26 protein-coding genes and 1 tRNA gene are annotated in these 23,222 nt (G+C 68.0%); 2 read left to right on the top strand and 25 right to left on the bottom strand.

Annotated elements, in window-relative coordinates; translation table 11 throughout:
• Positions 1 to 11 precede the first annotated feature (11 nt).
• The 9 genes from WEE69_12760 to WEE69_12720 form a co-directional block, all read right to left on the bottom strand.
• On the bottom strand, positions 12 to 1,556 hold the full coding sequence (locus WEE69_12760) for a gamma-glutamyltransferase family protein (protein ID MEX1146163.1): 1,545 nt from the start codon (positions 1,554 to 1,556) through the stop codon (positions 12 to 14).
• 25 nt (positions 1,557 to 1,581) lie between these two features.
• The gene (locus WEE69_12755) at positions 1,582 to 2,022 is read right to left on the bottom strand and encodes a hypothetical protein (protein ID MEX1146162.1); all 441 of its coding nucleotides are present in this window, start codon (positions 2,020 to 2,022) and stop codon (positions 1,582 to 1,584) included.
• Positions 2,023 to 2,118: 96 nt separating this feature from the next.
• Positions 2,119 to 2,193 (bottom strand) — tRNA-Pro (locus WEE69_12750).
• Positions 2,194 to 2,247: 54 nt separating this feature from the next.
• On the bottom strand, positions 2,248 to 2,466 hold the full coding sequence (locus tag WEE69_12745; protein ID MEX1146161.1) for a hypothetical protein: 219 nt from the start codon (positions 2,464 to 2,466) through the stop codon (positions 2,248 to 2,250).
• A gap of 89 nt (positions 2,467 to 2,555) precedes the next feature.
• Positions 2,556 to 4,025 carry a Tad domain-containing protein gene (locus WEE69_12740; GenBank protein MEX1146160.1) on the bottom strand — a complete coding sequence of 490 codons (1,470 nt, stop codon included), beginning with the start codon at positions 4,023 to 4,025 and terminating at the stop codon, positions 2,556 to 2,558.
• Positions 4,026 to 4,078: 53 nt separating this feature from the next.
• Positions 4,079 to 4,669, bottom strand: a complete 591-nt coding sequence (locus tag WEE69_12735) for a TadE/TadG family type IV pilus assembly protein (protein ID MEX1146159.1) — start codon at positions 4,667 to 4,669, stop codon at positions 4,079 to 4,081.
• Positions 4,666 to 5,232: a TadE family protein gene (locus tag WEE69_12730; protein ID MEX1146158.1), complete on the bottom strand. Its 567-nt coding sequence runs from the start codon at positions 5,230 to 5,232 to the stop codon at positions 4,666 to 4,668. Before WEE69_12730 ends, WEE69_12735 begins: the two co-directional genes overlap by 4 nt.
• Positions 5,233 to 5,367: 135 nt before the next feature.
• Positions 5,368 to 6,714, bottom strand: coding sequence for a ribosome biogenesis GTPase Der (gene der / locus WEE69_12725; GenBank protein MEX1146157.1), 1,347 nt, complete (start codon positions 6,712 to 6,714; stop codon positions 5,368 to 5,370).
• Positions 6,711 to 8,087, bottom strand: a complete 1,377-nt coding sequence (locus WEE69_12720; protein MEX1146156.1) for a DUF512 domain-containing protein — start codon at positions 8,085 to 8,087, stop codon at positions 6,711 to 6,713. The genes der and WEE69_12720 overlap by 4 nt, the downstream gene beginning before the upstream one ends.
• A gap of 45 nt (positions 8,088 to 8,132) precedes the next feature.
• Here WEE69_12720 and ispH point away from each other — a divergent pair, with 45 nt between their 5' ends.
• Complete coding sequence (gene ispH / locus WEE69_12715; protein ID MEX1146155.1) at positions 8,133 to 9,203, top strand: 4-hydroxy-3-methylbut-2-enyl diphosphate reductase; 1,071 nt, start codon at positions 8,133 to 8,135, stop codon at positions 9,201 to 9,203.
• Here ispH and WEE69_12710 read toward each other — a convergent pair.
• From WEE69_12710 to WEE69_12680, 7 genes are read right to left on the bottom strand one after another with little or no spacing between them, the layout of a single operon-like run.
• A complete protein-coding gene (locus WEE69_12710) occupies positions 9,171 to 9,830 on the bottom strand; it encodes a lysophospholipid acyltransferase family protein (GenBank protein ID MEX1146154.1) in 660 nt (219 codons plus the stop codon). The two genes, ispH and WEE69_12710, sit on opposite strands and share 33 nt — an antisense overlap.
• The gene (cmk, locus tag WEE69_12705; protein ID MEX1146153.1) at positions 9,830 to 10,498 is read right to left on the bottom strand and encodes a (d)CMP kinase; all 669 of its coding nucleotides are present in this window, start codon (positions 10,496 to 10,498) and stop codon (positions 9,830 to 9,832) included. Before cmk ends, WEE69_12710 begins: the two co-directional genes overlap by 1 nt.
• Positions 10,495 to 11,787 (bottom strand): 3-phosphoshikimate 1-carboxyvinyltransferase, encoded by a 1,293-nt coding sequence (gene aroA / locus WEE69_12700; protein ID MEX1146152.1) that lies wholly within the window; start codon positions 11,785 to 11,787, stop codon positions 10,495 to 10,497. The genes cmk and aroA overlap by 4 nt, the downstream gene beginning before the upstream one ends.
• Before the next feature lie 31 nt (positions 11,788 to 11,818).
• Positions 11,819 to 12,181: a chorismate mutase gene (gene aroH / locus WEE69_12695; GenBank protein ID MEX1146151.1), complete on the bottom strand. Its 363-nt coding sequence runs from the start codon at positions 12,179 to 12,181 to the stop codon at positions 11,819 to 11,821.
• A gap of 10 nt (positions 12,182 to 12,191) precedes the next feature.
• A complete protein-coding gene (locus WEE69_12690; GenBank protein ID MEX1146150.1) occupies positions 12,192 to 12,929 on the bottom strand; it encodes a pseudouridine synthase in 738 nt (245 codons plus the stop codon).
• A gap of 12 nt (positions 12,930 to 12,941) precedes the next feature.
• Entirely contained in the window at positions 12,942 to 13,559 is a 618-nt protein-coding gene (gene scpB / locus WEE69_12685) for an SMC-Scp complex subunit ScpB (protein ID MEX1146149.1), read from the bottom strand.
• Positions 13,556 to 14,362, bottom strand: coding sequence for a ScpA family protein (locus WEE69_12680; protein MEX1146148.1), 807 nt, complete (start codon positions 14,360 to 14,362; stop codon positions 13,556 to 13,558). Before WEE69_12680 ends, scpB begins: the two co-directional genes overlap by 4 nt.
• Before the next feature lie 57 nt (positions 14,363 to 14,419).
• Between WEE69_12680 and trpS the strand changes: the two genes are divergently transcribed.
• Positions 14,420 to 15,409 (top strand): tryptophan--tRNA ligase, encoded by a 990-nt coding sequence (trpS, locus tag WEE69_12675; protein MEX1146147.1) that lies wholly within the window; start codon positions 14,420 to 14,422, stop codon positions 15,407 to 15,409.
• Between the two features lie 13 nt (positions 15,410 to 15,422).
• On the opposite strand, the gene WEE69_12670 is transcribed toward trpS, so the two are convergent.
• The 9 genes from WEE69_12670 to steA all read right to left on the bottom strand — a co-directional run bounded on the left by WEE69_12670 (position 15,423) and on the right by steA (position 23,200).
• Positions 15,423 to 15,830 carry a hypothetical protein gene (locus WEE69_12670; protein ID MEX1146146.1) on the bottom strand — a complete coding sequence of 136 codons (408 nt, stop codon included), beginning with the start codon at positions 15,828 to 15,830 and terminating at the stop codon, positions 15,423 to 15,425.
• A 125-nt stretch (positions 15,831 to 15,955) separates the two neighbouring features.
• The gene (locus WEE69_12665; protein MEX1146145.1) at positions 15,956 to 16,603 is read right to left on the bottom strand and encodes a site-2 protease family protein; all 648 of its coding nucleotides are present in this window, start codon (positions 16,601 to 16,603) and stop codon (positions 15,956 to 15,958) included.
• Positions 16,604 to 16,606: 3 nt separating this feature from the next.
• Positions 16,607 to 16,945 carry a TraR/DksA C4-type zinc finger protein gene (locus tag WEE69_12660; GenBank protein MEX1146144.1) on the bottom strand — a complete coding sequence of 113 codons (339 nt, stop codon included), beginning with the start codon at positions 16,943 to 16,945 and terminating at the stop codon, positions 16,607 to 16,609.
• A gap of 62 nt (positions 16,946 to 17,007) precedes the next feature.
• The gene (gene xerD, locus WEE69_12655; protein MEX1146143.1) at positions 17,008 to 17,964 is read right to left on the bottom strand and encodes a site-specific tyrosine recombinase XerD; all 957 of its coding nucleotides are present in this window, start codon (positions 17,962 to 17,964) and stop codon (positions 17,008 to 17,010) included.
• 3 nt (positions 17,965 to 17,967) lie between these two features.
• Entirely contained in the window at positions 17,968 to 18,537 is a 570-nt protein-coding gene (locus WEE69_12650) for an NUDIX hydrolase (GenBank protein MEX1146142.1), read from the bottom strand.
• Complete coding sequence (locus WEE69_12645; protein ID MEX1146141.1) at positions 18,534 to 20,207, bottom strand: CTP synthase; 1,674 nt, start codon at positions 20,205 to 20,207, stop codon at positions 18,534 to 18,536. The genes WEE69_12650 and WEE69_12645 overlap by 4 nt, the downstream gene beginning before the upstream one ends.
• A gap of 52 nt (positions 20,208 to 20,259) precedes the next feature.
• Positions 20,260 to 21,114 (bottom strand): hypothetical protein, encoded by an 855-nt coding sequence (locus tag WEE69_12640; GenBank protein ID MEX1146140.1) that lies wholly within the window; start codon positions 21,112 to 21,114, stop codon positions 20,260 to 20,262.
• A 19-nt stretch (positions 21,115 to 21,133) separates the two neighbouring features.
• Positions 21,134 to 22,063 carry a copper transporter gene (locus WEE69_12635; protein MEX1146139.1) on the bottom strand — a complete coding sequence of 310 codons (930 nt, stop codon included), beginning with the start codon at positions 22,061 to 22,063 and terminating at the stop codon, positions 21,134 to 21,136.
• Between the two features lie 12 nt (positions 22,064 to 22,075).
• Positions 22,076 to 23,200 (bottom strand): putative cytokinetic ring protein SteA, encoded by a 1,125-nt coding sequence (gene steA / locus WEE69_12630; protein MEX1146138.1) that lies wholly within the window; start codon positions 23,198 to 23,200, stop codon positions 22,076 to 22,078.
• Between the last annotated feature and the right edge of the window lie 22 nt (positions 23,201 to 23,222).

Raw genomic sequence — 23,222 nt, 5'->3', positions numbered from 1 at the left:
CTCGGTGCGGTTCACAAGCCGAGCGCGGCACCCTCCGAGCGAGGATCGAACGTGGCACCCCATCCGCTGCCAGTCGGCCAGACGGCGTGTGCGTGCCCCATGCTGATGTCGTACGCGCTCGTCTCGGTGACCGCGTGGCCCTTCGCGCGCAACGCCTCCAGCGTGTCCGCTTCGAAGCGCGTCTCGGCGCGCACGTGCCACGAACCGGGATCGACTCGCCACCGCGGAGCCGCGACGGCGTCGGCGGGATCCTCCCCTGCCTCGATGATCCGCGCGAGCAGCTGCACATGCACCGGCACCTGCGCATCGCCACCCATGCTCCCGAACACCAGGCTCGGTTGTCCGTCCCGGAGGACCATGGCCGGGATCAAGGTGTGCATCGGCCGCTTGGCCGGCGCATACGCGTTTACGCGGTGCGGATCGAGTGAGAACGAGAAGCCGCGGTTGTTGAGGTTGATCCCCCACTCCGCCACGTGGACGCCCGATCCGAAGTGGACGAAGTTCGACTGGATGAGGCTCACGAGCAGACCGTCGCCGTCTGCCGCGCACAGGTACGCGGTCCCTCCGGGCTGCGGTTCACCTCCGCTGGGAGTTGTCGCTCGGGCCGGATCGATCTCGTCCGCGCGGGACTTCACCCACTCGTCGGTGAGCAAGTCGAGCGCGGATCTCGGCATCGTCGTTGGGTCGGTCACCCAACGGTCGCGGTCGGCGAGCGCGAGCTTCGTCGCCTCGATCATCACGTGCTCACGCTCGCCAGCCGCGGTCGGCAAGCCCACGGCGTCGAGGATGCGCAAAGCCTCGAGCGCAGTGACACCTTGGGTCGGCGGGGGAAGCTCGGCGATTTCCACCTCGCGGTACTGCGCGAGGAGTGGGTCTGCCCATTCGCCGGTGTGCGACGAGAGGTCGGACGGTGCGAGGTCGCCGCCGCTCTCGCTCACCGCGACGGCGATGGCCTCCCCGATCGGCCCTCGGTAGTAGGAGTCGGGTCCGTCGCTCGCCAGGCGCGCGATCGTTCGGGCCAGCGCCGGCTGACGCAGCACGTCACCACGTTGCATGTCGCCGTACACGCCGTGCCATGCCGTCGAGCCGGGGTACATCTGACGCCCCTCGGCGATGGCTCGCGCGCCGCCGGGCGTGACTTCGAACCCGTCTTCGGCATAGCGCAGCGCGAACTGGGCCAGCTGCTCGAAGGTTCGGGTTCCCCAGCGATCGAGGAGGTCGAACCAGCCGGCCACCGCACCCGGGACCGTGACCGAATCGGGACCGAACACGGGCATCCCTGCCTGCCCCGCCCGAGCCTGCACCCGCTCGATCGTCGCCGCCGCGGGAGACCGTCCCGACCCGAGGTAGCCACTGAGCGAGCCGTCCCACACGATGACGAACAGGTCGCCCCCGTAGCCACAGAAGTACGGCGCGACCACGCCGAGCGCGAGGTTCGCGGCCACGATTGCGTCCACTGCGTTCCCGCCGTCGGCGAGGGTGGCGTAGCCGGCTGCCGACGCGAGGTAGTGCGGAGTCGCCAACGCGGCGCGCGGGTATCGATGACTCAACGGCACGACGAGCAGCCTAGAAGTCGGTCTCCTAGCTCGCGTCGGGGTTGGCGGCGCGAGCCGCCGCGTCCTTGCACTCGGCGATGCGATGCCGCAGTCGTGTCGCGAGCGCCTCGTCGCCGCGCTGGCGCGCGATCCAACCGAGGCGGCGGAAGTGCAGCTCGAGCGGTGGCACCTGCGCGACGAGCGACTCGGCTTCGGTCGCCTCGACGAGGCGCCACAGCAGGAACTCGGCCGCGTCGAGGTCGCCTTGGCCGATGAGCGCCTCCACGGTGGGGATCCACTCGGTGTGATGCCGGCCGAAGTGCTGGCCCGGCTCGTCCGAGTGGTCACCCCGGTGCTCGAGGCAGAAGTCGCAGCGGTCGCCGTACCCGATCACGATCCCGCAGCGGCGACAGCGCCGGGCCGCGGGGGCCAGAGCCGACCAGCCGCGCTCGTTCCCCAACGGGAGTGCCGAGTTGTGGACAGCCATGTGGACAACCTGGGGACGACGTGTGAGCGAAGGCTCGCTTTCTGTGGAGAACCTAGCCACGTCTCCCCGCGTCGTACAAGGGGGCGATGTCTTGAGTCGGGCTGCCGGGATTCGAACCCGGGACCTTTGGTCCCCCAGACCAACGCGCTAACCAAGCTGCGCCACAGCCCGCGGTGCTCGGTGCCGCACCGGGACGACGATGCTACCGGCCGCTCACTGCGTTCCTCAGAGCTCGCCGATCAGCCACTCGACGCCCTGCACGATGCGATATCCGAGGTAGAGCGCGAACACGCCGAGCAGCAGCTTGAGATGCCATGGGATGCGCCGCAACGCTCGGGCGCGTCCGCCTTCGGGATCGACGGGCTTGCCGCAGACCGGGCACGCACCGTCGGCGCGGACCGTCGACGGTGACAGAAAGCGGTCGCACTCGGTGCACCAGGGCATGCCCGCATTCCAGCATGTGTCGATCAAAGCCTGGATGTGACCGATGTTCGTCACATGCTCGCCCGAATGGCGCGAGCAGACCGAGTCCGCTACTTCACGAGGTGGACGGGGTCACCGACGATGTTGACCGACCAGGTCGTTCGGTCGGTCGGGTTGCTCCCCGCCGTATACCGCACCTTCCACCACGTCTTCGTGCCGTAGAGGCCCACGTAGTTGGCGGGCAGAGCGATGTCGAGGACCATGTAGCGGTCGTTGTACTTGCTCGTGCTGTTGAGGCCACTGTACGGCTGGGTTCCGGTGCCGGACACGCTGAGGGAGGTACCACTCCCGCTGCATCCTCCCGTCGGCGGCGTCGGCGGGTTGCACGGTGTGGACCAGCCGAAGGTCGTGGCATTGCCGTTGGGATCGATGATCCGCAGCGTGTCGGAGCCCTCACCGGCGTCGAACAGGGTTACGCGCATCGTCTTCCCGGCATGCACAGGATCGATCTGCGCCAGGTAGAAGTCGGCGGTGGTGCTCGGACCGTTCGCGAGGATCGAGATGTCACTGACGCCGTGCACTTGCGGGCATGACGCCGAGTAGCCGGTCGCACCAATGATCGTGGTGCATTGCGAGAACGAGCTCCCGGTGAACGCGCGGATGCCGAACCCGTTCGAGGCGCGGCTGTTGAGCTGCCCTCCGAGCGTCCGCGCTCGGAGGTAGTACTGACCAGCCGACGGGTTTGTCCAGGTCTGGAGCCTCACCCAATTGTTCTGAAGCGTCGACGACGACTGGTTCGTGGTGTACGTGAAGGTGCTGAGCAACGTCAGGTTCGAGAGGTCGAGAGGCGTGGTGTTGCGGTCGTAGACCTCGAAGATCGTCGTCACGGCTTGCGACCCGCTCGCGACCGAGAGGTCCGAGGGTGACCCCGAGGTGTAATAGGGCGCGTCGTAGACCTCGAGGTTGAGAGACGACGCGTTCGAGGGCAGCTCGATCGCGTAGAGGTAGCCACTCGGGTCGTAGCTGGTCGAGTCCTCGGATCCGTTGTTGCACTGGCTGGCACCCGACGACGTCGAATACGACTCGTGGAACGCGAGCTTGTCGTCGCCGCTCTCATGACCCGCGCAGTATCCGTTGGCTGCCGCCCAGAAGTTCTCCCGGTCCGTGGAGAGGAGGTTGCCCGTCCCGAAGGTGTTCTTCGGGCTCCCGAGCGGAACCGGGAGGACGTATTCGGCCAGCGAACCGCGCGAGATCGCCTGACTCTGGGCCACCAAGCTGGAGAAGAACTGCTTGGCGTCCGTATCTGTGATCGTGACCCGCAGCTGGCGGTTGTTCCCGGTCACCGCCTCCACCCAGATGCGGATGTTCTCTACGCCGTCCTCAAAGCCGTTCCGAGCGGCGGCGTCGAGTGCCGCTTGTTCAGCCGAATCGAACTGAGGCATCCACACGACGCCGGCCAGTGCCGCCGCGTCGGCTGTGCGCTTGATCTCCCCGGCCCGCACATACCAGCTCCCGAAGTCGACCGCGAACCCGGCGAACAGCAGCAGCGTCGTCAACATGATCGCGACGAGCACCAGCACGAACCCGTCTTCTTCGCGGCAACGCTTGCGTAGAAATCGACGCTCTCGCACGGCTACCCCTTCGGCTCGAGGCGCATGACTGCAGCGGACTGCAGACCCAGCGGCGATCCGAAGAAGTTGGTCAGGGTCTGGGAGTTGGCCTTGATCCACACCCCGACGTAGTCATTCCCGAGGTGCTGCACGCTCTGGCGCGAAGTCGGGCACCAGAAGTGATCGGGCGCGCCCCCACCGCAGCTCGTGGTGCCGGTGAAGTCTGCCTGCGTGAGGCTCCCGAGCTGTGCGCCGCTGTACACGTTGCACTTCCCCGTCTGCGACGTCGGTGTTGAGCCAGTGCATCCGGTGGGGATGTCGCCGTCGGCATCAGACGCCTTGTAGACAACGACGTAGTCGACGTTGTCGAGCCCCAAGTCGGTGAGCACCGACTTGACGCTCTGGAGCGCGCCGTAGTCGGCCATCCGGTCGGCGCCGAGACCGCTCCCCACCCGCGCACCGCCGCGAGCCGCGGTCTCGACCTTCAGCTTGTTGCTCCATGCCGATCCGAACTCGATGATCCCGAGCACGATCAGCACGAGCAGCGGCAGGGTGACGGCGACCTCGATCAGGGCGGCTCCCCGCTCGTCGCCCCACCGGCGACGCCTTCTCACGTCAACGTCCGAGGCTCGATGCGGATCACCGTGTCGGTCGTGAACGTGAAGCTCTCCCCGATGATCCCGGTCAGGTTCTGGTGCTCGGCCTCCACGTACACGCCGATGTAGTCCGGCGGGCCGTTCGCTCCCTGGAGTGCGGTCTTCCGCGTCGTCGGGCACCAGAAGTTGTCCACTTTCGTGCCCGGGCCAGGAGGGCCGATGCAACCGAACTGATCCGAGTCGAGGGCCAGGTCGCCGCTCACATAGCGATTGCATCCCCGTGTCCCCGAAGTGTTCGTCACACTGGCCGTCTTGCACGCGGCCGGCACCCGGTCGTCGGGGCTCGTCGCTCGATAGACGACCACCATCGTGATGTCGTTGGTCCCCATGCCGGTCGCGCCGTTCTCGACGGCTTGGAGGATCGCGAAGTCCGCGAGGACGTCGTTGGCCTCGCCGGAGCCTGAGCGGGCGCCGACCACACTCATGTTGTTCACCGTGAGGCGACCGAAGAAGGCGTAGCCGGTCTCCATCACTCCGTAGATCAAGAGGAGGACGAGGGGCGCGATGATCGCTGCCTCCACGAGACTCGAACCCCGCTCTGGATCTCGCCTGCGAACCACGTCTTCTCGGACCCTCGGTTGCGACTCCTGCCGCGCGCCACTTTCCGGAGGTTTCGGCATTTCGGGGCCTCGGACTTGAACCGGCCCCGAAAGAGATCAGGACGTGCGCCGCCGGACCCGGAGCTTCACGGGCGTGGGGCCGAGCTCGAAGGCCTCCCGGAGCTTGCGCTCCAGGTAGCGCAGGTACGGCTTTGGGAGGTCATGGGTGGCAAAGATCGTGAACGTCGGGGGGTCCGTCGCGCCTTGGGTGGCGTAGAGGATCTTCGGTCGGTGGCGCTTGGTGGGTGGGGGTGCGTGACTCGCCTGGGCGTCCTGGAGCACCTTGTTGAGCGCCGACGTCGGGATCCGCCGGTGGTACGCGGCCTCGGCCTCGCGCAATGCGGGGAGCAGCTGCCCCACGCCGCGGCCGGTGTGCGCCGAGACCTTGAGGACCGGCGCATACGACAGGAAGGAGAGCCGATCCGCAATGTCGATCAGCACCTCGCGTCGGCGATCGGCGTCGTCGTCGAGGAGGTCCCACTTGTTCAAGACGACGACGATGGCGCTGCCGGCCCCGTCGACGCGCTCGGCCAGGCGTTGGTCTTGGTGGGTGACCCCGGCGGACGCGTCGATCACGAAGAGTGCGGCGTCGGCACGGTCGACGGCTTCGAGGGCGCGGAGGACGCCGAAGTGCTCGGTGGCTTCATCGACCCGGCTGCGCCGTCGCATGCCCGCGGTGTCGACCACGCGAAGCGGGCCATCTGGTGTGTCGAGCAATGTGTCGATGGCATCGCGAGTAGTGCCGGGCTCGTCGTGCACCACCACCCGCTCGTCGCCGACCAGGCGGTTGAACAGCGTGGACTTGCCGACGTTGGGGCGCCCGACGATGGCCACCGCGAATGCCGGGTCTTCCTCGACCGGCGTGTCCTGCACGACGGGAGGGAGGGCAGCCACGATCGCATCGAGGAGGTCTCCCGCGCCTCGACCGTGTGCCGCCGACACGAGCAGCGGCTCGCCCAACCCGAGGCGGCTGAACGCCCACGCGTCGGCCTCCTGGCGTTGCCCATCGACCTTATTGGCCACCACGAGGACGGGCTTCTTCGCGCGCTGGAGGATGCGCGCGACCTGCGCGTCCTCTTCGACCACACCCACAGCCGCGTCGACAACGAGGATCACCACGTCGGACTCGCGGATTGCCCGCTCCGCCTGTGCGCTGACCTGCCGCGTGAGCGCACGCGACTCCTCAGTGGCCGTTCCGTCGGGGAGCCAGCCACCGGTGTCTACGACCCGAAACCCGCGGTCTCGCCAGTCCGCGACCAGCTCCTTGCGGTCGCGGGTCACGCCGGGCCGTTCTTCGACGATGGCGGCACGACGACCGACGAGGCGGTTCACGAGCGTGGACTTACCGACGTTCGGACGCCCGACGACCGCCACCACGGGCAACATGGCCACGATCGTGCTCATGACGAGCGCACGGTCGACACCAACGCGACACCGTCGGTCGGGACGACCTCGACCGGCATCGGCAGGTCATCGAGTCCGGTGCCGTCGAGGAATCGCCCGTTCGACAGCACGACGTCGGGAAGCAGCACGCGGCTGTTCGTCGGCTCGCCCTCGAGCGCGGCGGCGATGTCGCTCCCCGTGAGCAGTCCGGTGACGGCGATGTTCCCACCGAAGAAGTGGTTGCGAACGGGGAGCAGGTGGATGCTGGCATCCGACGCCCCTCTCAGCGCGTCGAGCATCGGCTCGAGCACACTCGCGCCGTACTCCCCGGTCACGATCGTGATCGGCCGCACCTCATCGCGGGCGTCGCGCACCGCAAGTCCGCGAGGCGCGCGGTAGCCCCACGAGGGAGCGCCATCCACCCAGTCGAAGAAGCCGGTGCGGTGCGGGCCCGGCGCCGCGGCATCCCCGGCGAGCGCGCTTGCTACTTGTGCCGCGAAGGTGCGCGCCATCCCGATCCCGTTCTCGTGTTGCGGGTAGCCGTCGTACTCCTCGCCTTCCGGGAACGCTGAGCTCGCGAGGAGGTAGTACTCATCGGCTGCGAACACGAGACGCCGGCCTACGGCCTCCAGGAATCGCGGCTGCCACCGCTCCACCGTGTCGATCGCCGCGAGCGCGTCGGCCGTGGTGTGCGGGCGGAGGTCAGGCTCGGTGGTGTGGGCGCTGACCCCGAGCGGCACGAGGCCTAGTGACGCGAGGGCGGGGTACTCATCGAGCACCCCCAGCAGGGTCTCCCCGAGCACGTCACCATCGTTGAGACCGGGACAGACCACGACCTGTCCGTGCACCTCGATGTCGGCCTCCAGCAACGCTCGCAGCCAACGCAGGCTGGTGGCGCCGCGCGGGTTTCGCAGGAGGCGGGCGCGGAGCTTCGGGTCGGTCGCGTGGATGCTCACGTACAACGGGCCGAGCCGTTCGGTGACGACTCGCTCGAGGTCGGCCTCGGTGAACCGGGTGAGCGTCGTGAAGTTTCCGTAGAGGAACGACAACCGGTAGTCGTCGTCCTTCACGTAGAGGCTGCGCCGCATGCCCTTCGGCAGCTGGTAGATGAAGCAGAACGGGCAGTGGTTGTCGCACGTCCGTACTCGGTCGAACACCGGGCTCGCGAGCTCCAACCCGAGCGGCTCTCCGGCGCGCTTCTCGATGACGACGGCGCGTTCGATCCCACCTCGTCGAACCTCGAGGTCGAGGTGCGCGTCGTCAACGTGCAGGTGATAGCGGATGACGTCGCGCACGGCCTCGCCATTGACCCTGAGGAGTTCGTCGCCGGCGACCAGCCCTGCGGTCGCGGCAGGCGAGGCGGGCGCGACCGCCACCACGCGTGCGGTCGGCATCCGACGAGTCTACGAGGCCATGAGCCCACGGGTACCCTCGCCCGAATGGCTGTCGAACGTGTGCTGCTCGCGGAGCCGCGCGGCTTCTGCGCCGGCGTCGAGATGGCGATCAAGGCACTCGCTTGGATGGTTCGCGCCTTCGACCCGCCGGTCTACTGCTACCACGAGATCGTCCACAACCGACTCGTCGTGGAGCGCTTTCGTCGACTTGGAGTGGTGTTCGTCGACGACGTCACCGAGGTTCCTTCGGGGGCTCCGTTGATGTTGTCGGCGCACGGTTCGGCACCCGACGTGGTCGATGCCGCGCGCGAGGGCAATCGATTCGTCGTCAACGCGGTCTGCCCGTTGGTGACCAAGGTGCACCACGAGGCCAAGGTGCGCGCGGGCAAGGGCTACACGATCCTCTATGTCGGCCATGCCGGTCATGACGAGGCGGTCGGGACGCTCGCCGTGGCTCCGGAGAGCATCCGTCTGGTCGAACGTCCAGAGGACCTCGAACGTGCGGTGTCCACCGTCGGGGACCCACAGCGGGTTGCGCTGCTGGCCCAGACGACGCTCGCGCTGCACGACTGGGAAGGGATCATGGGCGAGGCCCGTGCAAGCTTCCCGGAGCTCTGGACCGCCACCCGCGATGACCTGTGCTTCGCGACGACGAACCGCCAAGCCGCGCTCCGAGCGATCGCAGCTTCGGCCGATGCCGTGATCGTGATCGGGAGCTCGAACTCCTCGAACACCATCGCCCTGGCCAAGGTCGCCGAGGAAGCCGGATGTGAGCTCGTGCTGCGCGTGGACGGTCCCGACGAGCTCGACCTCGCGGCGCTGGGCGGAGCCCGAGTCGTCGGCGTCACCGCGGGTGCAAGCGCGCCCGAGGACGTCGTCATGGCCGTCGTCGAGAAGCTCGATCCTCGCGATGACGTCGAGCGTGTCTACGTGACCGACGAGGACGAGTACTTCCCGCCGCCACGTGAGCTTCGTGAGCTCGTGCCGGCGGTCGACTCGCTCGTGGCGGTGATGCTCGGGGGTGATCCTGCCACCGCACGACGCGCCGGTGGTCCGTTCGTCGACGACCGCAGCGTCGACGCGTCAGCGGCGCTCGCCGACCTCGTTGCCCGCTGACGTTCCGGCGACTTGGCGTGCCGTGTCGAAGCACTTCTGGAGCTGCGTGCGCAACGCCTCCGTGAGCTCGCGTATTTCGGATCGCCGCTTCGGCCCATCACCGCTCGCCGGGGGTGAGATCGCCGGCCCGATCACGACGACCACCCGTTTGATCCGCGGGAGGAGCTTGCCGCTGGCGAGGATCTCCTCGCTCCCGCCGATCCCAACCGGCACGATAGGGACGCCGAGCTTCAGCGCGAGGTACGCCGCTCCATCGTGCATCTCCCCGAGCGTCGGTCCGCTGTTGCGCGTGCCCTCTGGAAAGACGCCGACGGGCTCGCCCGCATCGAGCGCGGCTTGGGCCTCCCGCAACGCCGATCGGTCGGCGGCGGCGCGATCCACCGGGATCGCGGCAAGGGCTTGAAAGAAGCGCCGGCCGAGCCAGGTGCTGAACAGCTCCTTCTTGGCCATGAACCGGATTCGCCGCCGGGTGATGTACGCGGCGAACGGGATGTCGAGGATCGAACGGTGTGATGGCGCGACGACGTACACACCGCGACGTGGCACATGCTCTCGGCCTGTGACCCGGACGCGAAAGACGAGCTTGAAGATCGACAGTACGAACGCTCGAAACACCCGATAGAACATCAGCGATCGTTCGGGGTCGTTGCGGCCGCGACGAGACGAACAATCTCGTCGACGACATCGGCTACCACGCGTCCGGTGGTGTCGATGACGACCGCATCAGGTGCCGATCGAAGTGGCGACGCCTTGCGGTTGCTGTCTTCGCGATCTCGGCGAGCGAGGTCTTCCTTGACATCATCGACCTTGACCGCGCGATCCGCTGCCCGTTCGTCGCGCTGACGTCGATGAGCCCGCTCCTCGTCGCTCGCGGTGAGAAAGATCTTCACGGTCGCATCCGGGAACACGACCGTCCCGATGTCGCGACCTTCGACGACACCGCCCTCCCGCGCGGCGATCCACGCCCGTTGGCGCTTGACAAGCTCGCGGCGAACGGCCGGGTGTGCCGAGACCTGCGACACCGCTGTGGTCACGGTCGGGCCGCGGATCGCGGTCGTGACGTCGTGCCCGTCGAGCATGACGCGGTCCCCGACGTCGAGCTCGGTGTCGCTCGCGATGCCGGCGCACGCGTCGGCGTCGTTCAGATCGATGCCGCGATCGAGGGCGGCGAGGGTCACCGCGCGGTACATCGCGCCGGTGTCGAGCACGTCGAAGCCAAGCGAATCCGCGACGCCACGAGCGACGGTCGATTTCCCCGATCCAGAGGGCCCATCGATCGCCACGACCAGGCTCACGACATACCTGCAAGTTGATCGAGGTCTTCGGCGAAGTGCGGATACGACACTGCGACACTCGACCAACCGCGAACCCGGCTCTCGCCTTCGACCGCGCTCGCGGCGACGGCCGCGGCCATGGCGATGCGGTGATCCCCATGGCTCTCGAGCGTGGCGGCCCTGGGTCGTCCGCCGCGGACGACGAGGACGTCGCCATGCGCCTCGACGCCAATGCCCAGCATCGTCAGTTCGTGCTCGATCGTCGCAGCGCGGTTGCTCTCCTTCACGCGCAGCTCTGCCACATTGCGGATCTCGGTGAGTCCGTCGGCAAACGACGCGGCCACGGCGAGGACCGGGATCTCGTCGATGATCGCCTCGGTGGTCGTGAAGGTCGTCCCGCGCAGCGGTGCAGACCGGATCGCGAGGTCCCCCACCGGCTCACCGAGCCGATCCTCGCGGACGTGCACCTCGATGCTGGCGCCCATCGAGCGCAGGACGTCGATGAACGCGATCCGGCCGGGATTGAGCAGCACATCTTCGAGCACGAGCTCTGAACCCTGCGTGATCGTGGCGGCGACCACGAAGAATGCAGCCGACGACGGGTCGCCGGGGACCGTGCACGTGAATGCTTCGGGGGCGCCCGCGCGCACTCGCGTCGTCCGGTCGTCGACCCGCTCGACCGGCGCCGCGAGCGCGCCGAACAGCCGCTCCGTGTGATCGCGACTCGGTGCTGGCTCGACGATCTCCGTTGTCCCACTGGCTTGCAGGCCCGCGAGGACGAGCGCGGTCTTGACCTGTCCGCTGGCAACCTCGAGCTCCACGGTCGCGCCTGTGAGCTGAGCCCCGGACACCTCGAGCGGTGCACGGTTTCCACCGTCACGACCGTCGATCGTCGCGCCCAACGTCCGAAGCGGCGTCACGACGCGCTGCATCGGTCGCTCGCTGAGAGAGGCGTCGCCGGTGAGCACCGTGCGGAACGGCCGCCCGGCAAGCAGACCGACGAGCATCCGCATCGTTGTGCCCGAGTTCCCGCAGTCGATCGCAGCCGCCGGCTCATGCAGGGCTTCGACGCCTGCCCCCTCGACCGAGACACCATCGGGCGCGCTCATCACCCGAACGCCGAGCGCATCAAGCGCGGCCTGGGTCCGGGCCACGTCGTCGCCCGGCGCAAGGTCTGTGATCGCGCTCGCGCCGTTCGCGAGGCTCGCCGCGAAGAGCGCGCGGTGCGAGATGCCCTTGTCACCCGGGAGCCGCAACCGACCTCGCAGCGGGCGGGGCCCCACGACGACGAGCTCATCGGCGCGGGTCATCGCTTCGACCGACGTTCCGCGGTCCGGCTTGTCACTCGGGCAGGTCGTCGCGCAGGGCGCGGGCACCGTCGAGGTACACGTGGTGCAGGTCGCTGCGATCCTTGTCCGTGTAGCAGTGCACAAGCACTCGGACGACATGCGCCATGCCGTGGTCGATCGCGAGCTCGCGCGCACACAGGAGCGGCACGTCACCAAGCCCGAGCGCGCGTGCCGCCGCCGCGGGAAACTCGGCGGTGAGGTCCTCCGTGGCGGTGAACATGATGCTGACGAGACCTTCGTGGTCGAGATCGTTGCGCGACAGGATCTCTTCGATCAGGCGCGCGGTCTTGGCATCAATCTCAGCCTTGGTGTTCGCGTCGCACGTGATCGCGCCACGGATCGCTCGTAGCTTCACGGCCTGGAGGCTACCGATCGCGGTGCTCGTGTGTCGCGGATTCGTAGAGCTTGCGCACCTCGGTTGGTTCGAGCGTCCGCCACTCCCCCGGCGCGAGCCGGTCGTCGTGCAGCGGGCCGATTCGAGTGCGGACGAGTCGCTGAACGGGATGACCGACGGCTTCGCACATCCGTCGGACCTGACGGTTCCGCCCTTCGTGGATCGTGAGCTCCAGCGCCGTTCGTCCGCCGTCGTGCTGGACGATGCGGACGCGCGCCGGTGCCGTCGGTCCGTCGTCCAGCTCGATGCCCTGCCGGAGCGCGCGAACCGTCGCGGCGGTCGGGACACCGCTCACCTCCGCGAGGTACGTCTTCTCCACGCCGTGACTCGGATGCGTGAGCAGCTGGGCAAGATCGCCGTCGTTCGTGAGGATCAAGAGTCCTTCGGTGTCGTAGTCGAGGCGACCCACCGGAAACACACGTGGGTCGGCGGGCACGAGCTCGAGCACCGTATGGCGACCTTCGGGGTCGTCCGCGGTGGTGACGACCCGCGTGGGCTTGTTCAGCAAGTAGTAGACGACGTCACTGCGCGTCGTCACCGGCGTGCCATCCACGGTGATCTGTTGGGTCTCGGGGTCGACGCGCATCCCGAGCTCGGCGGTGTGCCCGTCGACCGCCACGCGTCCTGTTGCGATCAGATCGTCACACGCTCGCCGAGAGCCGATGCCGGCCCGCGCGAGCACCTTCTGGAGCCGTTCGTGTTCGACCACGCCCCGAGCCGCTTACTCGTGCCGGTCGGCATCCTCGAGGTCGGCCTCGGGATCGGTCGACAACCGCAGGCCGCGCTCGAGCGCTTCGACCACGCTCGCGTCGGGAACGAAGTCGCCGAGCGGGGGAAGGTCGTCATGTGAATCGATGCCGAGCCGCTCCAGGAACAGGTTCGTCGTTCCGTACAGCACCGCGAGCCCGGGTCCCGGATCCCGGGCCACCTCTTCGATGTACCCCCTCGCAACGAGCGTGTCCAGCGTCGACTCGACGTTGACGCCGCGAATGGCGGAGATCTGACCACGGGAGATCGGCTGCTTGTAGGCCACGATCGCCAAGGTCTCGAGCGCGGGACCCGAGAGGCGAACATGCTGGCCCTCCACCACGAACCGCTCGACGTACGCCGCGAGGTCGGGGTGGGTCTGGAAGCGGTAGCCACCGGCGACGCGCGTGAGCACGAAGCCGCGTTGCATCTCCTCGTACTCGCGGGCGAGGTCGGCGCAGATCTCCTCCACGTCGGCCACCGGGAGCTCGACGAGCTCGGCAAGGAATCGCGGCTCGACCGGCTCCATTGCCGCCAGTACCACAGCCTCGATGGCGCGCCGATCTTCCGACGCGACGTGATCGCCGTTCATGAGCGCTTCCCTGCCGGCGGCGCCGCGGGCTCGTCCCAATCGGCGACGCTCGCTTCGTCGAGCGAGTAGTCGTCGGCGACGAGTCGCCGCAGTGAGAGCGTCCCGAAGTTCTCGGTCTGCTCGAGGTCGATGAGTCCCTGCTTGAAGAGCTCCAGCACCGCGAGGAACCGCACGATCACGTCGAGGCGGGTCTCGGCGTCGGCGACGAGCTCGCGGAACTGCATGCTCTTACCGGCGCGCATACGCCCGAGGACCTCGACGATCGCCTCGGCCACGCTGGCGCGGATCGGCGCGATGTGCTCGGTGTCGACGATCTCGGTGCGGCGCGGCGCGAGCGCGCGCCGGGCGGCATCGCGAAGTGACAGCAGGCGCACCCGTTCCAGTGGGTCAGGCACGAGAGAGCGGTATGGCTCCTCGGGGCCGGCCAGGCGGGGCACGGACAGCGCCGCGCGACTCATGAGCGATTGGATCGCGGCCGCGGCGTCCTTGAAGGTCTTGCACTCGAGCAGGCGGGCAAGGAGGAGGTCGCGCTCTTCGAACCGCAAGAGCTCCTCGTCGAGTTCGAGATCAGCCGGTCCGGGCAGCAGTCGCCGCGTCTTGAGCTCGATGAGCGTCGCCGCGATCAGGAGGAACTCCGTGGCCAGCTCGAGGTCGAGCGCGTGCATGCGCTCGAGCTCGGCGAGGTATCCGTCGATGATCGGCGCGAGGGAAACCTCCCAGAGATCCACCTCTTGGCGGAGGATGAGGTGCAACAGGAGGTCGAAAGGCCCCTCGAAGACCGACGTGCGTACCTCGTAACCCATGCTCGCGTCAGGGTATCGGACGGCTCATTCGGTGCTGTGCCAAGTACCGTGGCTGCGATGGTCAGGGTGTTCTCGGGCATCCAGCCCACCGGTGAGCTGCATCTCGGCAACTTCCTCGGCGCGATTCGCCACTGGGTCGCGCAACAGGCCGAGCACGACGCCATCTACTGCGTGGTCGACCTGCACGCGATGACGGTCCCCTACGACCCACCGACGCTGGCCGACCGAACCTGGCGCACTGCGGCCATGCTCCTCGCGGCAGGAATCGACCCGAGCAAGTGCACGCTGTTCGTCCAGAGCCACGTGCCCGCGCACACCGAGCTCACGTGGGTCCTGAACTGTGTCGCGACGTTCGGCGAAGTCGGGCGCATGATCCAGTTCAAGGAAAAGGGCGGCGGACAGGAGTCGGTGAGCGTCGGGCTGTTCGACTACCCGGTCCTGATGGCCGCGGACATCCTCGCCTATGACACGGACCAGGTTCCGGTGGGCGATGACCAACGTCAGCACCTGGAGCTGGCGCGGGACATCGCGATCCGCTTCAACCACCGGTTCGGAGACACGCTCGTCGTGCCCGAGGCGACCATCCCGCCGGTCGGCGCGCGCGTGATGGATCTCCAGAACCCGTCCGCGAAGATGTCGAAGTCGTCCGATTCGCCTCAGGGCACGATCCCGTTGCTCGACGACGGGAAGGCGATCGCCAAGCGCATCAAGAGCGCGGTCACCGACTCCGATACCAGCGTGCGGTACTCCCCCGAAGACAAGCCCGGTGTGTCGAACCTGCTCGAGATCCTCGCCGCGACCACGGGGCGGACCATTCCAGACGTCGCGGCGGAGTTCGTCGGTGGCGGGTACGGACCGTTGAAGAGCGCGGTTGCCGACGCGGTGGTGGACTTCCTCAAGCCCCTGCAAGAGCGCTACGCCGCGCTCGAGGCCGACCCGCAGCACGTGACCGCGCAGCTCGTGATCGGTGCGGAGAAGGCCGAAGCGATGTCGGCCGCAGTGCTCGAGCGCGTCCGACGTGCGACCGGACTCCTCCCCCGAGCCTGACGCAGGGGGTGCGTCAGTCGTTGTCGGCCTCGTCGAGGGCCGTGACAACGCCCGCTGGAAACGCGAGCGCACCCCATGCGGACTCGTCATGGTGCGCACCTGCCCAAGCCGCGGCTTCGTCACGGGCGCCGATCACTCGCAAACGCGTCTCGCCCAGCTCCGCGTGGCGGAGGTAGAGGCCGAACCGCCGCGTGACGCCGCGTTTGGCCGACCACGCGTCGGCCATGTCGTGCCCCGCCGCGGCTCCCGCGAGCGTCGCACCGACGCGACCCAACACGCCCAGTCCCGCGTCGAGCTTGCCGACGTCATGGAGCAGGGCCGCCGCCACCCAGCGCGGGTCGCCGGCTTCTGAGGTTCCGCTCAGCGCGTGTTCGACTCGACGCGCGACCCCGACCGAATGGCGGCGGTCGTGATCGGGCATGCGGGCCCAGAGTTCGCACTCGGGCGGGCTGAGGATCGCCTTGACCCACTCTGTGTCCCGCGGTGCTGGTCCTCCAAGGCGGAGCGTGCCGACGAACCGGCGGGCCAGGTGACGGGCACGACGCATCACCGGAAGATGAACCCGTCGAGAAGGTCGAAGAACGGTTCGGCGATGTGCCCGATGATGTTGGTCGAGAACACCAGCACGATGAGGACGATGAGCCCGTACGGGCGGAATCGGTACCACGCCGGGAGCCAATCCTCCGGGAGCACCCGCTCGATGAGCGCGGACCCGTCGAGCGGAGGGATCGGGAGGAAGTTGAACAACCCGAGCAACAGGTTCACCGTCGCAAAGAACAAGAGGACCTTCAGGAGCACGTCCCCATGCAGGTCATCGAACGAACCGGAGAGCTCGTAGCCCGCGGAGTGTCTCCACCTCGCGCCGAGCGCTGCTATGGCCATCAACAAGAAGTTCGTCGTCGGGCCGGCGAGGCTGACGTAGACGAGGTCCCGGCGCGGACGGCGCAGGCGCGCCGGGTTCACCGGAACAGGCTTCGCGTACCCGAGGATCGGAAGTCCGGCGAGTGCACCCATGGCCGGTAGCAGAATCGACCCGAACGGGTCGACATGGGGAACGGGGTTCAGCGTGAGGCGACCGGCGCGCTTGGCGGTGTCGTCACCGAACCACAATGCAACGACGCCGTGGCTGACCTCGTGAAAGATCACGGCCGTGACGAGACATCCGAACAGGATGGCCGCGTCGCCGAGGGGCACGCTTCAGCGGGACTTTGACGCGCAGCGGATGCACAGACGAGCAGCGGGCATCGCCTCGAGCCGCGCCTCGCCGATGTCGCCGCCGCAGGACTCGCATCGTCCGTACGTGCCCTCGTCCATCTTGTTGAGAGCGTCCTCGATGTCGTGGAGCGTCTCCGAGAGCGACCCGGTGAGCGCTTCGATCTCCGACCGCTCCGCGGTCACCTGGCTGGAGTCGGCGAAGCCCCCGTCGAAGGTCAGCGAGCCGTTGTCTCCGAGGCCGAGCTCACCGAGCTTGATTCGAAGCCGATCGCGCTCTTCCTCGAGCTGGACGCGCAACACCGCTTGGGTGGCTTCGGGCATGCGGGAATGGTATCGCCGGACCCCCTCGTTCACTTCGGGAGATGGGAAGCCCAGGACCGTTGCTACGAACGGGATCGGGGGTGGGCGGTGTCGTAGACGGCCCTGAGGCGCTCAGCGGTGACCTTCGTGTACACCTGGGTTGTCGACAGGCTGGCGTGGCCGAGCACCTCCTGCACCACGCGCAGATCAGCGCCGTGGTCGAGCAGGTGGGTGGCGCACGAGTGTCGCAGCACGTGCGGCGAGATCCTGTCCGCGAGCCCGACCCTTGTCGCGGCGGCTCGCACGATCCCCCAGCATCCTTGGCGAGTGAGGCGACCACCCCGCGCGTTGAGGAACACCGCGTCCTGGGCGCCGAGTGCGGCGCGTCCGGATCGTGCGAGCTCGGGTCGTCCCCGCGTGAGGTAGTCCGCGAGTGCGGTTCGAGCGGGCCGACCGATCGGCACGACGCGTTCTTTGCCGCCTTTCCCGAACACGCGGACCAGGCCGTCTTCGAGGTCGAGGTCGTTGCGATCCAGTCCCACCAGCTCGCTGATGCGCAGGCCGGCGGCATACAGCGTCTCGAGGATCGCCCGATCCCGCGATCCGGTCGGCGCATCGACGATCACCGCGTCCAGGAGCGCCTCTACCTCGGGTTCGGTGAGCGCCTTGGGGATCCCGGCCGGGACCTTCGGCGCCCGGACGTCTTGCGCCGGGTCGTCGCGGGTAAGTCCCTCATCGACACAGAACCGGTGGAACGATCGCACCGCGACGAGCAACCGCGCGATCGACGACGCCGACCAGCGCGGCTGGCCGTCGTCGTCTCGAGTGGCGCGCAGCCAGGTGACGTACTCGTCCACGGTCCGCTCCTTGACCACTGCAGCATCGTGAACACCGTGATCGCGCAGGTAGGCCGCGTAGATCGAGAGGTCGCGGTGGTAGGCCGCGAGCGTGTTCGGGCGCAGGCCGCGTTCGACGGCCAGCCACGTCGCGTGCTCTGCGAGCAGCTCAGTGAGTCGGTCGGCCTCGGTGATCGCCGCCATCGGTCACGCCTCGGTGCCGGCAATCTCGCCCGCGAGATAGCGCCGCGTGAACAACAGACCGATGATCGTCTTGGCGTCCACGATGTCGCCGGCCGCGATGAGATCGTCGACCGCCGACAGTGCGATGCGCTCGATGGTCATCGCCGCTTCCTCATCGGTCGCCGCGTGCGTTCCGTCGATGGGTTCGAGGTCGAGCGCGCAATACAGGTGACTGCGCTCGTCGCAGAAGCCGGGTGAGTTGAGGAACTCGCCGAGCTTCACGAGCCGCCCCGCTCTGTGGCCGGTCTCTTCTTCGAGCTCACGGCGGGCCGCCGCCGCAGGTGGCTCGCCCACGACGTCGAGCTTGCCCGCAGGGACCTCGAGCAGCTCGGACTCGAGTGCCGCGCGCCACTGGCGTACGAGCAACGTGTGCTTCCTATCCGCCTCGACGGCGACGATAACTGCCGCGCCAGGGTGACGCACCACAGCTCGTTCGAATCGCGTCGGGCCGGGTCCTTCGATCTGGAGATCCTCGATCTGGAGGTATCCGACGTCGGCGCGCGCCGTCGACTCGACGACGCGGAACTGCGTCACGATCGGACGGGCGGCACCATGTCGTGACTCACGGTGGGTGTCTCGATGGGCAGCCGCGGTGCCCGCCCATCGGCGCGCTCGGCGGCGGCGCGCACGAACGCAGCAAACAAGGGGTGCGGGCGATCGGGCCGGCTCTGGAACTCGGGATGCGCCTGGGTCGACACGAAGAATGGGTGCTGGTCGACGGACAGCTCGATGAATTCGACCAGGCGTCCGTCGGGTGAAGTGCCTGAGCACACGAGCCCCGCTTCCTCGAAGCGCGAGCGGTACCGGTTGTTCACCTCGTACCGATGCCGATGACGCTCGTATACGAGATCCTCGCCGTAGGCGGCATGCACGATCGAGCCCGGTTCGAGCCGCGCCGGGTACAGGCCGAGGCGCATCGTTCCGCCGAGCTCCACGACGTCGCGCTGCTCGTCCATCAGGTCGATCACCGGGTGCAGCGTGCGCGGGTTGAACTCGCTCGAGTTGGCATCGGTGAGACCGCAGACATTGCGGGCGAACTCGATCACTGCGCACTGCATGCCGAGGCACAGGCCGAGGTACGGGATTGCCTGTTCGCGTGCGTATCCCGCGGCGGCGATCTTGCCCTCGATGCCCCGGAAGCCGAACCCGCCGGGGATCACGATCCCGTCGAGCTCACGCAGTCGTCCTTCCGCGAGGAGTCCCTCGGCGTCATCGGACGCGATCCAGTCGATCTCGACCCGGGCACCGCACGCATAGCCGCCATGACGAAGCGCTTCGACCACCGAGAGATATGCGTCGGGGAGGTTCACGTACTTGCCGACGAGACCGATGCGAACTCGCTGGTCGGCGGCCTGCACCCGTCGGACGAGTGCACGCCAATCCTCGAGGTCGGCCTCGTGGTCTTCGAGGCGCAGGACGCGGCACACGTACGTGTCGAGGCCTTCGTCGTGCAAGACCAGCGGGATCTCGTAGAGGTGCGGGGCGTCAACCGCCGAGACGATGCCTTCCTCGGGCACGTCGCAGAGCTGGGAGATCTTCTCCTTGAGCCGGGCGTGGATCGGTCGGTCGGATCGGCAGACGATCGCGTCGGGCTGGATGCCCCGACCTCGCAGCTCGGTCACCGAGTGCTGCGTGGGCTTGGTCTTTTGCTCCCCCGAGGGTCCGATGAACGGAACGAGCGTGACGTGCACGTAAAAGACGTTGTCGCGACCGACGTCCTTACGGAACTGCCGGATGGCTTCGAGGAAAGGAAGGATCTCGATGTCGCCGACGGTTCCACCGATCTCGGTGATCACCACGTCCACGTCGTCGTCGGCGAGACGGAGGATGCGCTCCTTGATCTCGTCGGTGATGTGAGGGATGACCTGCACGGTCTGGCCGAGGTACGCCCCACGCCGCTCCTTGGCGAGCACTTCCTGATAGATGGAGCCGGTCGTCGCGTTCGACTTCTTCGACAGCGGCACGTCGACGAAGCGCTCGTAGTGCCCGAGATCGAGGTCGGTCTCACCACCGTCGTCGGTGACGAACACCTCGCCGTGCTGGAAGGGGTTCATCGTGCCGGGATCGACGTTGATGTACGGGTCCAGCTTTTGCATCGTGACCCGCAGGCCCCGGCACTTCAGCAGTCGTCCGAGCGAAGATGCAGTGAGGCCCTTCCCGAGGCTGGATGCCACCCCGCCGGTGACAAAGATGTGTTTCGCCACGGGAGATCAACATATCAGTCGCGCACACGTTCATTGGTGATCGCGCCTGAGGTCAGGTAGCGCGGCGCTCCGGACGTTGGCCGAGGCGGTCGAGCCACCGCAACGGCGGGACCCGGTCGACGATCGTGCTGAACGACCACACCTCAGCCGCCAGGTTGGCGACGATGAGGAGCCCGAGCGCCGTCCACCGGGATACCTCGCCGCGGCCGAGCACCACTCCGAGCCCCAGCGTGGCGCCGATCACGTTCGCGCCGGCGTCTCCCAACATCAGCCGCTCCCTGAGATCGTCGCCGAGCAAGCCGAAGGCGGCGCCCATCACCGGCGCGATGGCGAGTCCGACGGGTCCGGTGCCCAAGAGGACCGCCAGGGGGATGTAGGCGACGATCGCCGCCTTGATGGTGCGACCAGGGGCGCGGTCGAGCAGGTTGAAGAAGTTGGCGGCGAGCGCGATGAGGACCGCGTCGACGAGCAAGCGCCGGCCGGTTGCGAAGCCCGGCGTGGCGACCAGCACCATCGCGACGCCAGCGCCACCGAACAGCTTGAGGAAGCCGGTCGTGATCTCGCCGCGAAAGAGGGCACTGACGTGGCCGCGAAACCCCGTGCGGCGGTCGTCGCCGATGAGGTCGTCGATCAAGCCCAGCAGGCCGAAGCCGAAGACCGCGAACAGCACTTCGCTGCGTTGGATCGTGAGATCGACCGTGTCCCCGATCCCGATTGCCCCGAACGCGGCTCGGCCGGCCTCGATGACGAGAACGGCGATCACGATGAGGACGCCGCCGCCGGTCGGGAGCCGATGGCCGCGGTAGTTGGCTCGTTGCATGGCCGGAGCCGTAAGCGTTCCGGCCGCGCCGACCTTCAGGAACTGCACGGTGATCGCCCCGACCACCAGGCCGAGGACGACGGTCACCGCGCGCTCGCTGCGTGGATCACGGTTGCCACCACTCTGGCACCGCTGCGGTCGAGCCCTGGCCAACTCCGTAGTGACCCACCGTGCCGCGAGCGAGGTCGGCGAGCGCGAGCAGGGCCACCGCAGACCCCGAGGGGAGATCGACGTCATCGACCGTGGGCACGTCCGCGGCAAGGGCCTCGTCCTTGCGGACGAGTCCCACGAGGGACCCACGCTCCGGACCACCTTCGATCGCGCCGTACACCTCGGCAGCGGTGATCGGCAGGCCGGCCTCGACTGCGGCCTGGGCCGCGGGGACGAGCACATGACGGCCTTGGACGACCCCGTCCGTGCCGACGACGAGGAGGACCTGGGTCCCGAGGCCACCCACGTCTCCGAGGGCGACGTTCCCGTCGACGCCCTCGAAGGAGACGAAGCCCGCGTCGGTCAGCGTGCTCAGCAGGTCCGACGCGAGCCCCGGTCCCTGGTTCAGCCGTTCGATCAGCGCCTGCCATCCTCGCTCTCGGATCGCGGACCGCCGCGCGGAGTCGACCTCGATCGCGGCGGCCAATGCCCCACGATCTTCGGCCTCGGCCAGCGTCCATGGCGCCTCGATCCAGAGGATCCCCGGAGCACTTGCGCCGGCACGTCGCGCCAGCTCCGTGATTCCTTGCATCGTCTCGGGGTCGACACCGCGAACAGCCACGACGAGCACGCTCGCATCGGCGAGGCGGTCAGTGACGGTGAACGGCTCGAGCGCATCGAGGGTTTCCTCGAGCTGCTCGACCCCGGCTTTGAGCGCGCCGTTCTCCAGCCGCGTCGCCTCTGCCTTGGCCTCGACCGTGTTGATTCGGTCCTCGAGGGTCTCGACGGTCGGTTGGCCGAGTACGCCATACCCCATGACGACACCGACCGCGAGCGCGAGGAACACCGCGACGAGCGACACGAGGTGGAAGCGAAAGTTGATCACGACAGTGCTCCGTTATCCCGTGATCGAGAACCAGAGGTCGCGGAGCGTCAACCAGAAGCCGTCGAGCAGCGTGTGGATCGGCTTCGACACCGCCACCACGACCATCATCACGACCAGAGCCGAGCCGACCAGGAGGAACCAGTCGAGGCGACGCACGCGCTGCTCGTAGAGGCTGCTCACACCCTTCGCGTCGACGAGCGCGGGGCCGAGGCGCAGGCGGGTGAGGAACGTCGACGCCATGCCCCTGCGGCCCTTGTCGAGGAACTCCACCATCGACGCGTGAGTGCCGACCGCGACGATGAGCTGCGCGCCTGCCTCGTACGCAAGGAGCATCGCGACGTCCTCACTCGTGCCCTCGGCCACGAACTCGTGGTAGCGGACGCCCCAGTCGAGGAGCGTCTCGCGTCCAGGTGCGCGACCGTCAGGGTGCACGTGGTGCACGAGGTCCTTCGCCGTGTTCAGCGCCTCGCGTGACACCGAGTCGAAGTCGCCCACGATGATCTCGGGCTTGAGCCCGATCTCCAACAGCGCGTCGGCGCCACCGTCGACGCCGATGAGCACCGGGCGGAACTCGCGGATGTAGGACCGCAGGTGGGCGAGATCGCTCTTGTAATCGTGGCCGCGCACGACGACGAGCGCGTGTCGCCCCTTGCAGGGCGTGACGATCGGCGGCAGGTTGAGTGGCTCGAAGGTGAGTCGAGCTTCTTGTTGGACGTACTCGAGCGTGTTGACCGCGAATCGCTCCAGCTCGATCCCGATCGACGAGCGGGCGTCCTCCATGGCGGCCTCGACCTCGTCGCCTTCACGGACCGTGCCGGTCGCGAGCAGGACCGTGCCGCGCCAGATCTCGCGTCCGTCCACGCGGAGCGTCTCCCCCTCCCGGACTCGATGCATCAAGTCGGAGCCCGCGTCGTCGATGAGGGGGATGCCGGCCTCGATGAGGCGCCGGGGTCCGAGGTTGGGATACCGGCCCGAGATCGACGGCACGGCGTTGATCACTGCGGCGGCACCACCGGCCACGAGACCATCGGCCGCGACGCGATCCAGGTCGCGGTGATCGATGACGGCGATGTCGCCGGGCTCCAGTCGCTTCACGAGATCCTTGGTGCGCCGATCGACACGCGCCGGCCCGACCACAGCGGTGGAGTGCTGTGCGCGG

The sequence above is a fragment of the Acidimicrobiia bacterium genome (assembly GCA_040881685.1).
Classification (GTDB): Bacteria; Actinomycetota; Acidimicrobiia; order IMCC26256; family PALSA-555; genus SHVJ01.
The sequence above is the reverse complement of the archived record's forward strand: the minus strand, read 5'-3'. Positions and strand labels throughout refer to the sequence as shown.